This is a genomic window from Plantibacter flavus, from assembly GCF_002024505.1.
In the GTDB taxonomy this organism is placed as follows: domain Bacteria; phylum Actinomycetota; class Actinomycetes; order Actinomycetales; family Microbacteriaceae; genus Plantibacter; species Plantibacter flavus_A.
Window position 1 is genome coordinate 4164615 of record NZ_CP019402.1, and the last position, 12995, is coordinate 4177609.

Consider the following 12995-nt stretch of genomic DNA (forward strand, 5'->3'; position numbering starts at 1 on the left):
TCCAGACCTACAACTGATGGAGAACTGATGCCCACCCTCGTCATCGACGGACACCCGAACCCCGGGTCTCTGTGCGCCGCCCTCGCCGCGAGCTACGCGGAGGCGCACGGCGACGCGACCGTCCTCGCCGTGCGCGACCTCGCGTTCGACCCGAACCTCCGCCTCGGGTACACCCGCCGTCAAGACCTGGAGCCCGACCTCGAACGAGCGTGGGAGCAGATCCTCGCCGCGGACCACCTCGTGATCGTGGCGCCGGTCTGGTGGGGATCGGTGCCGGCGCTGCTCAAGGGGTTCTTCGATCGCCTGCTGCTTCCCCGTCGCGCCTACCGGACCAAGGACAACGGTCTCCCCGAGGGACTGCTCGCCGGCCGCTCGGGGCGGGTGATGGTCACGACCGACTCGCCGTGGTGGTACCTCCCGCTCGTCGGCGACACGACGGTGAAGCAACTCCGCACCACCACCCTCCGGTTCTGCGGGGTCAAGCCCGTCGCCGTGAACCGGTTCGGTCGGGTGAAGGATTCGACCGTGGAGCAGCGTCGGCGGTGGCTCGCGAAGGCGGCACAGAACGGTCGTGCCGACGCGGCGCGACGGAGTTCTCGTTCCTCCGCTGCGGCCGCAGAGCTGGTCAGTGGCCGTCGACCAACCGGATGAAGGCACTGAGCTCGGCGACGCCCTCCGGCGTGACCGGCAGGTACTCGGTGAGTGCGGGGGAGTGCACGAGGTACGCCGCCCACTGGGCGCGGGAGATACCGACGTTCAGTCGGTTCTTCATCAACAGGAACGACATGCCCCGCGGGACGTCGGCGGGGGAGGACGCGGCCAAAGAGACGATCGCGATGACGGCCTCCTGACCCTGGAACTTGTCGACGGTCCCGACGCGCACCGCGTCGAACCCGGCCGCGTCGAGCGTCGCTCGGACGACGGCGACGTGGGCGTTGTAGGGACAGACGACGATGATGTCGGCCTCGCTCACCGGGTCGTCGATGCGGCCGGCATCCGGATCGGTCCAGCGGAGCCCGATGGTCGACCGGACGAGCTCGGCGACGCGGTCGGCCTCCTCCTGCGAACTCGTCGCGTTTCCGACGTGATGGACCGGGACGACGTGCAGCCCCGGCGCACGACCCTCCAGACGACGCTTCGTCGTGGCCGCCGCTGAGCGCAGCTCGCCACCGTATGACAAGCGCGAGACCGGCTCGGTGACCGCGGCGTCCATCCGCCAGGTCTCGTGGAGGAAGTAGCCGAGTTCCGGAGGGAGGACGTCGCGACCGTCGGCCACGAATCCGAGGGCCGAGGTGTCGATCGGTTCGGGATGCGTCCCCTGGCTCACCTGCGGCAGCTGCTGCGGGTCGCCCAGGAGCAGGAGGTTCCGCGCGGCGACGCTCGCCGCGATCGTGTAGGCGAGCGAGAACTGACCGGCCTCGTCGACGACGAGCAGGTCGAGCGACCTCCGGTCGAACCGGTTGTGGTTGCTGAAGTCCCAGGCCGTCCCGCCGATGACGAAGCCGCCGGTCTGCTCGGCCATGAACGCGCCATGACCATTGGCCGGGAGGACGGTGTAGCCGCGCTCAGCATCCGGGTCGGCACCGGATCGCAGGGTCTTCGCCACGAGCGCGGGGGAGAGCCCCGCCTTCACCACACGCTCGAGGAGGTTCTCGACGACGTCGTGCGACTGCGCCACGACCCCGATTCGCCAGCCGTGCTGCTGCACGAGGGCCGTGATGACGTGCGAGGCGACGTAGGTCTTGCCGGTTCCGGGCGGCCCCTGGACGGCGAGCACCGAGTCGTCGAGGTCGAGCAACGCGGCGGTCACGTCCTCGATCGTCCGCCCGTCTCCGCGGTGGGGGAGCGGCTCACCCGAGCTCGTGCGGGGCGGCCGTCGCCGCAGGACGTCGACGACGCCGTCGTCCGGCCACCCTGGAGCGGCGTCGAGGACCGCCTGCCCCCACTCGGCGATCGCATCGACCTGTGTTCCGGGTCGCGGGGGAGGAGACGGCGTGAGCGCGACCGGCAGCTCCGTGTAGGGCTCACGATCCGTCTTGAGCGTCTCCTGGATGAGCAGGGAGTCGTCGTCGACCTCGAGGACAGTGATCTGCCCGGCCGGTCGCGAGCCGGGCTCGGCGCGGGGGAGCGTGTACGGTCCCGGGTGGTCGTAGACCGCGAACGGGTCGGCGCCGACCTTCACACTGCTGCCGGGGGCCCATCGGCCGCTGAGTCGCATGTGACGGCGGTCGCTGCGCTGCCGTCCCTCGCGGAACCAGTCGCGCTCGACGACTCCCGAGGTGACGGTGAAGACGTTCCGGGTGTCCTCCCATTCGTCGCGCGCGGCGATGAGTCGGGAGAAGTGCTCCTGCCAGAACGACTTGTGCTCGCGCCGGTGGTAGTCGATGGCGGCCGCCGCGAGCGCATACGCGGTGGCGTCGTCGGAGCGTTCGGGGTCGAGGGGGTCGCCGGCCAACGCCGTCAGCGCGTCGTGGAGCGGCGTCGGTTCGTCCACCAGGGGCTCGGGTGCGTCGGTGACGAAGGTGCCCGGCAGCACGCCCCGTTCCGCACCGAGGTCGAGCAACCAGTTCCGCAGCCGACGGGTCGACTCGCAGTCGTACGCGTTGTACTCGGCGATCTCGGCGAGCTTCCGTTCGCCTTCGGCGACGAGCTCCGGGTCGTCGCTCCGACTGAGCTCGCGCGCCTCCGCGTAGGCCGTGATGGATGCCGCGGCGTCGGTGACGTCGCTGTCGCGGTGCTCCTCACCCATGTAGAGCGGCTCGAGCTTCTTGATCGAGTACGACCGCGATCCGACACGCACCGTCTTGCGGACGAACGGGTAGAGGTCGAACAGCACGGCCTCGCGGAGGAGGTCGTCGATCGTGTCCTCCCCGACCCCGTGCCGGGCGGCCAGCGAGAGCAGGTGCGTCCGCTCGTAGGCGGCGTAGTGATACACGTGCATGCCCGGGAACTCGGCACGGCGGGCGGTGAGGTAGGCGAGGAAGTCGATCAGCGCCGTCCGCTCCTCATGGAAGTCGTGCGCCCACCAGGATCGGAACCGGCCGTCGGTGTCGACCAGGCCGAACAGGTAGTCGATGCCCCACCTCGTGCGGTCGCCCCGGCGGGCGTCACCCGGCTCGCCCTCGGTGTACAGCGGGTCGCCCTCGAAGTCGAAGAAGACGTCGCCGGGATCGGGTTGCGGCAGGAGCCCGAGTGCCGTGGCGTCGTGCACACGGAACGCCGGCACGCCGGCGGCTGGTGACGGCTCGAGCTGCAGATGCGCCTGCTCGCGCAGCGCAGCGAGCGTGCTCTCGGCGATGCCGTCGACCGTCCCGCGGGCGCCACCCGACAGCCCGTGCGGCCCTGGTCGCTCGGTCGATCCGGTGAGCGTGAGCGACGCCAGATCGTCGATCGTGGCGATGCCGGCCGCCAGTAGGCGGTCGCGCTGCGTCAACCGGAGCCCGGCCACCAGCAGGACGTCGCGTGAGGCCGTGATCTCGGCGTCGCACCACGCGCATCGTCCGCAGACGCTGTATCGCTGGTCGCCCCAGGCCACCGGGGCGTCGGCTTCGAGCCGTTCGGCGACGATCCGCAGCAGGCGCGCACGACGGCGACGGTACACCGGCAGGATGTCGGCCACCGCGTGGGTGCTGACGGTGCCGTCTCCCAGGATGAGGTCGACGTCGTCGTCGACCGGGATCCCGGCCGTCTCCAGCTGCTCCACGTAGGCGGCGAGCTGGAGGAGGGCGGTGACCTTCGGCGAGCGCGCGAGTTTGGTGTCCTGCACGCGATACCGGCCGTCGGGCCGGCGCACGATGAAGTCGGCGAAGCCGATGAACGATCCGTCGAAGAACGCGGCCTGGAAGACGACCGGGGCTCCGTCGCGGAACGCCGTGATCGTCGACTCGACGGCTGCGGCGAGCGCCACCGTGTCTCGGACGTCGGGGCGGTCGAGCTCGACGACGCCGGTGCCGAACTCGGCGCGGTACGACTCGAGGACCCGCAGCTCGTGCTGGTCGCCGAGCTTGGAGGTCCGTATGAGCATCTCGTCCTCCGGCTCGACGATCGGTTCGATCCGACCGAGCTTCGCGTCGACCGTGCGCAGGAACGCGAACTCGCAGTGGGAGGCGTTGGAGAGGTCGCTGGCGCTCGTGATGGCGGAACCGTCGAGGAGGAACATCGGTGCGGTGGGTGCCTTTCGAGACGACTGCCGGGGGCTGGTCCGCCTCCGATCGCTGTCAGTCTGGCACGCACCACCGACCGCAGCGCCGCCGCGGGACGCAGGGTGACGCCAGCCGCGCGGGAGCCGTCTGTGGAGCGGCGTCGGGCGCGCTCGATCCCACGTCCCCTAGCCTGGAGACGGACCACGACGCCATGGGACGGGAGCGCATCATGACCACCACGATCCGGGTCGTCGCGGGTGTCGCCACGCAGGACGACACCGTGCTCGCCTGCCGGCGGGCACCCGGGCGGGCGTCCGGCGGCCTGTGGGAGTTCCCCGGCGGCAAGGTCGAGGCCGACGAGCGGCCGCAGGACGCGCTAGCACGCGAGCTGTGCGAGGAGCTCGACGCCGACGTCGCTGTGGGGGCGCTGCTGGACCGCTCCACCGTCACCGTGGGCGAGCTCGTGATCGACCTCGCCTGCTACGAAATCACCTTCCTCGGCGCGCCCCCGGTCCACAGCACGGACCACGACGAACTGCGCTGGGTCACCCGCGAACGGCTCCTCGGGCTGGACTGGGCGACGCCCGACCTCCCGATGGTCAGGCGACTCACCGCGAGCTGACCCCGGAGCCCCAGGGCGTCACTCGACCGCGTGGAGCGGGATGCGGGCGAGCGTGCGTCCGCTCAGCACGAGGTCGTCGTTGGTCGAGGTGACCGCCAGCTCGGTGACCGTCCACTCGAACAGGGTGACGTCGCGCCAACGCTCGAGGAATGCGGCGAGCGCCGCGGTCTCGGCGGCGTCGAGCTCATCGCGGAAGTGGTGCAGGCCCACCCCGACGAGCGGTGCTGGACGCCCGCCGACCGCCCGCTGGATGGGGGCGAAGGCGTCCGCGATGGCGGGGAGGTAACAGCGTCCGCGGTTGAAGCCACCGATGACGGGGCCCGCCAGCCTGACCCGGAAGGGCGTGAACGCGCCGACGCTCGTCCGCAGCCAGTCGAGGAACCCGGAGTCCGCGTCGATGGAGGAGAGCGTCGCGTGCAAGCGGTGGGCACGTCGGAGCTCGATGCCTCGGGCGAGTTTGGGTGCGAAGGGTGCCGAGGCGAGATCGGCCTCGTAGCTCAGGAAGATCGGATCGACGAACAGTCGTTCGATCGGGACGGGGACGACGACCGCCAGACGCGCCTCGGCGTATCGCCCGCCACGGTAGACGCCGTCAGGACTCGCGGCGAGCGCGAGCGGGTGGTCGGCGTCGATCAGGGGGAGCTGGGCGTACCGGTAGCGCTCGTCGAAGGTGAGCGCCTCACCTGGTCCGAAGGTGGAGCGGACGACGTCCCAGCTGCGGAGGGCGTCGTGCGAGTCCGACGACGTGTCCACACCGCTCGAGGCCGTTTCGGGGACATCGACCTCGAACGCCCGGTCGGCCGATCCGCCGGTCACCGTCCGGATCAGACCCGTCGCGACGCCGGTCGGCAGCGCACCGATCGTGTTTCCGGACGCACCGGCGGAAGAGGGCATGTCGTGAGGTTAGTGGAGCCGTCAGCGCAGCACGTCGGTGACACCCCGAATTCGGGTGATCGACCCAATTCACCGCATGGCCGACCCGAACGCCGACACCGTCAGCCGATCAGTGCGCCTTGCCGACCTTCCAGTAGCCGCAGAACATGACACGGTCCTTGGGCATGCCACCACGGACCCAGAGCCGACGCACGTTCGCCGCCAGGGACTGCTCTCCGACGACCCACCCGTAGCACGGGGCGGGCGGCACCCCGAGGGCCGTCGCGGCGGCCAGCGCCGCTCGTCCGGGGACGTCGTGCGGATCCTCTCGGACCACCCATCGCAGCTCGACCCCGTCCGGGACACGCACGTCCTGCGCGTCCTCCGCGGAGGGGATCTCGACGATCGCCGTCCCGACGGTCGACGCCGGAAGCGAGGTCAGGATGCCTGCGACGGCGGGGAGCCCGGTCTCGTCGGCGACCAACAGCACTCGATCCACGTCGGCCGGGAGGTTGAACATGCGCCCCTCGTCCAGCAGCCCCACCGCATCGCCCACCTCGCATGACTGGGCCCAGCTCGCCGCTGGCCCCGCGGTCCCCTCGGCGGCCGACCCGTGGATGACGAAGTCGATGTCCAGCTCCGGCCCGTCGGGGCCGTCGCGACGGAAATCCCGCACCGTGTAGTTCCTGAGCACCGGCCGCACGGACTTGGAGATCGCGAGGTACTTGGCGTAGGCCAGCATGTCGAGCCTGGTCGGCAGCCGCTCGAGACCGCCGTCGGAGACCGGGATGAAGAACCGGAACCACTGGTCGTAACCGAGGAAGGTGAAGTCGGCGATGTCACCGCCACCGAGGGTGACCCTGGCGATGTTCGGTGAGACGCGTGAGCGGCGGACGACCCGCAGCGTGAGGAGGGTCGCCGCCTCGGGTTTGATGCGCGCCGTCTCGGCATTCGTGCGAGCCACTCGAGCCCCTTCCTCAGGCGGCTCCGACAGCCGCGACTGAGGCTACCCTAACTCAGGTCACCCTTACTTGGAGGCGTCAGGTTCGGCAGCGGCGACCTTCCGGGAACGGGCGTCGAGCGACGCGAAGACGAGCGCCACGACCACGAAGCCGATCGTGACGAGGGTGCTGTTGCGATACGCGTCGTGATAGACGTCGAGCGACGCACCGGAGGCGCCGCCGTCGTTCTCGGAGTACACCGTCGCGTAGAACGTCGCCGTCGCGGCGGCGAGCCCCACCGCGGTCCCGATGCGCTGGCCGAGCTGGCCGATCGATCCGGCGACACCACCGGAGGCCACGGGGATGTCCGCGAGCATCAGCGTCTGGTTGGGGGAGATGACCGCGCCACCGCCGATACCGGCGAGGAGCATCGCGGCACCCATCGCGTACGGCGTAATCTCCGGGGGCGTGATGAACGCGAGGAGGGAGTTGAGACTGAACCCCACCACGACCAGCACGAGCCCACCGACGACCAGGGGCCGTCCGAGTCGGTCGACGACCCGACCGCTCAACCACGAGCTGACGGCCGAGGCGAGGGCGAAGGGGATCGTGATCATGCCCGCGAAGACCGGCTCGAGCCCGAGCCCCTGCTGTACGAACAGCGTGAGCGTGAGGAAGGTGGCCGGCATCGCCGCGAAGTACGTCGTGGAGATCAGGACGCCGTTGCGGTAGCTGCCGAGCTTGAACAGGGAGAAGTCGACGACGGGTGTCTTCCCGGCGCGTTGATAACGACCCTCCCACCAGGCGAAGAGGCCGGCGAAGACGGCGAACGCGACCAGCAGCCACCAGCGCGCCGGGTCGTCGCCCGGGGAGCCGGTCGTCAGGACGAACGGCAGCATGAGCGACAGCACGGCGAGACCGAGGAACACGATGCCCACCGGGTCGAGCGATCCGGCGCCCGCCTCGTGCGGCTGCTGCTTGGGCAGCAGTCGAGCGGCGATCGGCAACAGGATGATCGCGAGCGGGACGTTCATCCAGAAGAGCAGGCGCCAGCCGTCCTCCGGGCCGCCGATGGCGATGAGCAGGCCGCCGAGCGTCGGTCCGAACGCCGTCGAGAGGCCGATGATGGCTCCGAAGAGACCGAAGGCGCGGCCACGCTCCTTGCCCACGAACAGCTGCTGGATGAGCCCGATGACCTGCGGCATCAGCAGACCCGCGGCGATGCCCTGGAGGATCCGACCGCCGATGAGGATCCCGACGTTCGGTGCTACGGCGCAGGCGAGACTGGCCGCTCCGAACACGCTCAGGCCGATCATGAACATGCGACGCCGGGAGTGCAGGTCGCCGTAGCGCCCGGCGGGCACGAGGATCAGACCGAACGCCAGGGCGTACCCGGCGACGATCAGCTGCAGGGCGGTCGGGCCGGCGTCGAGCGCCTGCTCGATCGACGGCAGTCCGACGTTGACCTTCGAGAGGTCGAGGATCGTGAGGGCGGCGACCGACACGCAGATGGCGAACGCGCGCCATTTCGTCCGGTCGTCGGGGGCGGTTCGCTCGTCAGTCATCCTGGCCAGCCTAGGCCCGCGTCAACCCGGTCCGCCCCGGCTTGACGGGCGCGGATCCACCGTCCTGTGCAGCATCTTCGGGCTCAGAACCGGCGCAGACGATGACGGGGCAGCCGTCACGGGCTACGCTCGGAAGATGCATATGGATGCCCCTCGCGGGCTGCAGGACCCCGACGAACTGGCCGAACGACACCGCATGCTGGCCGAGTCGCCGGCACTCGCGCCGCTGCGCGACTGGTCGGACGCGATGATGACCCGCCGAGGACGGCGGCAGGCGGACCTCGTCCTCCCGCTCGTCGACCCGGCCGATGCGGCCGTCAACGCGAAGACACTGATCCTCCTCGACGCCCCGGGGACCCTGGCCCCCGACAGCCTCGACGCGCCGGGATCCGGGTTCGCCTCGGTCGACAACGACGACCCGATCGCCGAGAGCCTCTGGAATCTGCGGAACGACATCGGCTTCGACGACGTCATGGTGTGGAACATCGTCCCGTGGTACCTGAGCGCCGGGCGGAAGAAGCCGAACGCGCCCGAGGTCGCCCAGGGCGCGATGGAACTGCGCGCCCTCCTGCCGCTCCTCAAGAACCTGCGCGTCGTCGTCCTCTGCGGACCCCACGCTCAGGACGGTTGGTGGAAGCACGTCGAGCCACTGCTCGGCAACACGTACAGCGCCTTCAACGCTCCGCACCCCTCGCCGTTGTCGCTGAAGCAGCCGGGTCGTCGCGAGGAGATCGAGAAGGTCTTCGCCCGCGCCAAACAGGTCGCCGGCTGATCACACACCCCCGTTCGCAACCCCCTCGCCCGTCGGGTGAGGGGGTTGCGTGCATCTGAGGCCTCGTTAGGGTCGATGGACGAGGAGAGGAGCATCACATGGACATCGGCACCATCGTCATCCTCGCCGCGCTCGTCCTCCTGGCGGTCGCGGCCGTCTGGTACGTGTCACGGCGAGACCGCGCCGCGCGCTCGGCCGACGAACACCGCTCGCACGACAACGACGCGGAGGTCGAGCGCGAACGCGCGAGAGGCCTGGCGGAGGGCACCGGCGGCGTGCCCCGTCGTGGCGGTGGCCCGATGGGGTTCTGACCCCGCGAACGCACAGGAACGGTCGCCACCCGCGAGGGATGGCGACCGTTTCCGCACGTTGGGCGCCGGGCTCTAGACGAGCGGCGGGAGGCCTGCTGCGACGCGAGCGCCCAGCGTGCCGTCGACGGCGGTCCAGTAGGCGATGACCCGCTCGCGGAGATCCGCTCGCGTCACCTTCGAGACGTGCCCGATGATGTTGCCGACGAGACGGTCGCGGGCGGCGTCGTCGAGCACCTCGCGCACGAGGGTCCCGGCCTGACCGAAGTCGTCGTCCTCGGCGTGCAGCGTCGCGGCTGCCCGCACGAGCTCGCCGTCGGACTGCCAGCCGTTGGACTCAGCGGCACGCGCAGGGTCGGCGTGGGCGCCACCGACCGAGTTCGGTGCGTAGACCGGCGCGTCCGCGTCGTTGAAGGTGTAGCGCATGGCGCCTTCCTTCGAGTACGTGTGCACCGGCGCGTGCGGGGCGTTCACCGGCAGCTGTGCGTGGTTGGTGCCCACGCGGTAGCGGTGTGCATCCGCGTAGCTGAAGATGCGGGCGAGGAGCATCTTGTCGGGGCTCGCAGCGATCCCGGGGACGAAGTTCGACGGCGCGAAGGTCGCCTGCTCGATCTGCGCGAAGTAGTTCTCCGGGTTGCGGTCGAGGGTCATCTTGCCGACCTCGATGAGCGGGTAGTCGCTGTGCGGCCAGACCTTGGTGAGGTCGAACGGGTTGAAGCGGTAGCCCGCGGCGTCGGCGTACGGCATGACCTGGACGGAGAGCGTCCAGCTCGGGTGCTCGCCGCGGGTGATCGCCTCGGAGAGGTCGCGGATGTGGAAGTCGGCGTCCTCGCCGGCGATCTGGTCGGCCTGGTCCTGCGTGAGGATCTCGATGCCCTGGTCGGTCTTGAAGTGGTACTTCACCCAGAAGCGCTCGCCTGCGGCGTTGACCCACTGGTAGGTGTGCGACCCGAACCCGTCCATGTGCCGCCAGGAGCCCGGAAGACCGCGGTCGCCCATGAGCCAGGTGACCTGGTGTGCGCTCTCGGGGGAGAGCGTCCAGAAGTCCCACTGCATGTCGTGGTCGCGCAGGTGCGAGCCCGGGAGTCGCTTCTGCGAGCGGATGAAGTCGGGGAACTTGATGCCGTCGCGGATGAAGAACACCGGCGTGTTGTTGCCGACGAGGTCGTAGTTGCCCTCGCTCGTGTAGAACTTCAGCGCGAAGCCGCGGGGGTCGCGCCAGGTGTCGGGGCTGCCCTGCTCACCGGCGACGGTGGAGAAGCGTGCGAGCATCTCGGTCTCGACGCCCGGCTGGAACAGTGCGGCACGCGTGAACCGGGAGACGTCGCCGGTCGTGACGAACCGTCCGAACGCACCACCGCCCTTGGCGTGGACGACACGCTCCGGTACCCGTTCGCGGTTGAACTGCGCGAGCTTCTCGACCAGGTAGTGGTCGTGGAGCGCGATCGCTCCGTCTGCGCCGACGCTCTGGGAGTGCTCGTCGCTCGCGACGGGTGCTCCGCTGTTGGTGGTGGTGTAGCTGGTCTCGGACATGTCTCTCCTCGAGGGTGGGGCTGGTCGGACGGTCGGATGGATTCAGCACTGCCACCCTGGCGGTGACAGCTGACGATCGGCATGGAGGTGCCGTCGAGTGGTCTGTGGAACGGTGTCAGGCGGCATCCGCCTGGCACGCGGGGCATACTCCCCAGAACGTGATCTCGGCCGCATCGATCAGGTACCCCGCCGCGTCGTCCGGGTGCATGCACGGCGCCGCGCCCTGCGTACAGTCGACGTCGACCACGGCGCCGCACGAGCTGCACACCAGATGATGGTGGTTGTCGTCGACGCGCAGCTCGTACCGGCCGGGATGGCCGTCCGGTTCGATCCTGCGCACAAGGCCGGCTGCGACGAAGGCGTTGAGCACGCTGTACACAGCCTGTGGGGAGGTCTGCGGTGCTCGCGGCTTCAGGGAAGCGACGACCTGCTCCACGTCGGCGTGCGGTGTCCGGGCGAGGATCTCGAGGACGGCGAGACGTCCCGTGGTCACCCGCAGCCCAGCGGCCCGGATCCTCGTGTGGAAGTCGTTCGTCGCCGACTCCACCTCCGATCCGTTCATGCAGCCACCGTACCGAGTTGTTTTGAATTAGTCAAAATAAGGACTTCCCCTCCGCGTTGTCCCGCAGCCAGCCCAACTCTAATATCAGATATGAGTGATGGACGGATGCGTGACGCCGGATGTGGAGAACTCCCGGTCACGACGGGCGAGCGCCGGGCTAGAGCTCGACCGTCAGCAGAGGTCGAAGCGATCGTCGGGTCTCCTCGGCCATGTCCACGGAGTCACGATCGAGCAGCCACTGCAGCTGGAGACCGTCCATCATCGCGATGAGCATGCGCGCTGCGCTCGCGGGTTCGATGCCGTCCACCAGCTGACCCTCGCGCGCCATCACCTCGAAGGAGACGGTCATCCCGTCGATCAACCAGCTGTACCGCCGGACGAAGTGCTCGTGCGCCGGGTGGTCCGGTGAGGTCGCCTCGGCGGACAGGACGCAGTGGAGCTCGACGAGACCGGGGACGCGCATGTTGTGCTCGACGAGGCGGAGGAGCCCGCGGATGCCTTCGATGCCGCTCCCGATCTCGATGCCCGACTCCTCGCGATCCCGGTCGTCGCGGAAGTCGAGGATCGCGGCGAGCAGATCGTTCTTGGTCGAGAAGTGGTGGAGGAGGCCGGCCTGGCTCATGCCCACGCGCTCCGCGACCTCGCGGAGCGATCCGCTGCGGAAGCCCTGCTCGGCGAAGACGTCCATCCCCGCCTCGAGGATCTCCCGGCGTCGTGCCGCCGTCTTGGCGTAGCTGCCGCGGGAGCGGCCCGTCTGCGTCACCGTCATCCTGCGATCGTATCGGGCGTGCGGTCCGCCGGCGAAGGGTCCCGAGGCACCCCCAGCCCGGTAGTTCCCCAGGTCCCTGTCGTACGGTGTCGCCATGAGACGCCGCAATGAGCCCGTGTACGACACCGCCGTCGGTGTCGGTCGCTCCCTCTTCGGCTTCTGGCGCCTGCGCCGTCACACCAGCGGCATCGAGCACCTGCCCGACGAGGGTGGTGCGGTGATCGCGATGACCCACTTCGGGTACCTCGAGTTCGCACTCGTCGAGTGGGCGACCGTGCTCCACAACCGCCGCCGCATCCGGTTCATGGCCAAGCAGGGCGCCTTCGACCAGCCCATCGTGGGCCGTCTCCTCCGGAGCATGCGGCACATCGCCGTCGACATGCGTGCCGGTGCGGCCGCCTATGCCGACGCCGTCGCAGCGCTCCGCAGCGGCGAGCTGGTCGGGGTCTTCCCCGAGGCCGGCGTCAGCGCCTCGTTCACCGTCCGCGAGCTCAAGTCGGGCGCGGTCCGCCTCGCGCAGGAGGCCGGCGTGCCGATCATCCCCGTCGCGGTCTGGGGTGGTCATCGCCTCCTGACGAAGAACCACCGGGTCGGCTTCCGCGAACGGTTCGGGGTCCCCGTGCACTTCTCGTTCGGCGAGCCGATCACCGTCGCGCCCGGCGCCGATGTGGGCGCGAGCACCGAGCAGCTCCGCGACCGCCTCCAGGGCATGATCGACGAGCTGCAACGCGACTATCCCGTCGACGGCACCGGGGCGTGGTGGCAACCTCGCGCTCTGGGTGGGACGGCTCCGACGCCTGCCGAGGCTGCAGCCGCCGACCTCGAACGCGAGCGCCGACGCGAGGCGCGTCGGCAGACGACGAGCTGAGCGGACGTCCGCCGCGGTCTATCCTGTGGAGGTGCCACCT

Annotated in this window: 12 protein-coding genes; 5 read left to right on the top strand and 7 right to left on the bottom strand. The window is 69.8% G+C overall.

Annotation, left to right across the window (positions count from 1 at the left end; translation table 11 throughout):
- Positions 1–27: 27 nt before the first annotated feature.
- The gene (locus BWO91_RS19290) at positions 28–651 is read left to right on the top strand and encodes an NAD(P)H-dependent oxidoreductase (RefSeq protein WP_079003735.1); all 624 of its coding nucleotides are present in this window, start codon (positions 28–30) and stop codon (positions 649–651) included.
- On the opposite strand, the gene BWO91_RS19295 is transcribed toward BWO91_RS19290, so the two are convergent.
- The gene (locus BWO91_RS19295; protein ID WP_079003736.1) at positions 626–4159 is read right to left on the bottom strand and encodes a TM0106 family RecB-like putative nuclease; all 3534 of its coding nucleotides are present in this window, start codon (positions 4157–4159) and stop codon (positions 626–628) included. The two genes, BWO91_RS19290 and BWO91_RS19295, sit on opposite strands and share 26 nt — an antisense overlap.
- A 212-nt stretch (positions 4160–4371) precedes the next feature.
- Here BWO91_RS19295 and BWO91_RS19300 point away from each other — a divergent pair, with 212 nt between their 5' ends.
- Positions 4372–4764 carry a (deoxy)nucleoside triphosphate pyrophosphohydrolase gene (locus BWO91_RS19300; RefSeq protein WP_079004075.1) on the top strand — a complete coding sequence of 131 codons (393 nt, stop codon included), beginning with the start codon at positions 4372–4374 and terminating at the stop codon, positions 4762–4764.
- 18 nt (positions 4765–4782) lie between these two features.
- Here the strand turns inward: BWO91_RS19300 and BWO91_RS19305 are convergent, their stop codons facing one another.
- The 3 genes from BWO91_RS19305 to BWO91_RS19315 form a co-directional block, all read right to left on the bottom strand.
- Positions 4783–5658, bottom strand: a complete 876-nt coding sequence (locus BWO91_RS19305) for a hypothetical protein (RefSeq protein ID WP_079003737.1) — start codon at positions 5656–5658, stop codon at positions 4783–4785.
- A 109-nt stretch (positions 5659–5767) separates the two neighbouring features.
- Complete coding sequence (locus BWO91_RS19310; RefSeq protein WP_079003738.1) at positions 5768–6601, bottom strand: siderophore-interacting protein; 834 nt, start codon at positions 6599–6601, stop codon at positions 5768–5770.
- Between the two features lie 63 nt (positions 6602–6664).
- Positions 6665–8143, bottom strand: coding sequence for an MFS transporter (locus tag BWO91_RS19315; RefSeq protein ID WP_079003739.1), 1479 nt, complete (start codon positions 8141–8143; stop codon positions 6665–6667).
- 136 nt (positions 8144–8279) lie between these two features.
- Here BWO91_RS19315 and BWO91_RS19320 point away from each other — a divergent pair, with 136 nt between their 5' ends.
- On the top strand, positions 8280–8915 hold the full coding sequence (locus BWO91_RS19320; RefSeq protein ID WP_158596626.1) for a uracil-DNA glycosylase: 636 nt from the start codon (positions 8280–8282) through the stop codon (positions 8913–8915).
- 98 nt (positions 8916–9013) lie between these two features.
- A complete protein-coding gene (locus BWO91_RS19325) occupies positions 9014–9226 on the top strand; it encodes a hypothetical protein (protein ID WP_079003740.1) in 213 nt (70 codons plus the stop codon).
- Between the two features lie 72 nt (positions 9227–9298).
- On the opposite strand, the gene BWO91_RS19330 is transcribed toward BWO91_RS19325, so the two are convergent.
- The 3 genes from BWO91_RS19330 to BWO91_RS19340 all read right to left on the bottom strand — a co-directional run bounded on the left by BWO91_RS19330 (position 9299) and on the right by BWO91_RS19340 (position 12087).
- A complete protein-coding gene (locus BWO91_RS19330; protein ID WP_079003741.1) occupies positions 9299–10756 on the bottom strand; it encodes a catalase in 1458 nt (485 codons plus the stop codon).
- Positions 10757–10871: 115 nt separating this feature from the next.
- Positions 10872–11318 carry a Fur family transcriptional regulator gene (locus tag BWO91_RS19335; RefSeq protein ID WP_079003742.1) on the bottom strand — a complete coding sequence of 149 codons (447 nt, stop codon included), beginning with the start codon at positions 11316–11318 and terminating at the stop codon, positions 10872–10874.
- A gap of 157 nt (positions 11319–11475) precedes the next feature.
- On the bottom strand, positions 11476–12087 hold the full coding sequence (locus BWO91_RS19340; RefSeq protein ID WP_153303561.1) for a TetR/AcrR family transcriptional regulator: 612 nt from the start codon (positions 12085–12087) through the stop codon (positions 11476–11478).
- Positions 12088–12181: 94 nt separating this feature from the next.
- Here BWO91_RS19340 and BWO91_RS19345 point away from each other — a divergent pair, with 94 nt between their 5' ends.
- Positions 12182–12955: a lysophospholipid acyltransferase family protein gene (locus BWO91_RS19345; protein ID WP_079003744.1), complete on the top strand. Its 774-nt coding sequence runs from the start codon at positions 12182–12184 to the stop codon at positions 12953–12955.
- The last annotated feature ends 40 nt before the right edge of the window (positions 12956–12995 follow it).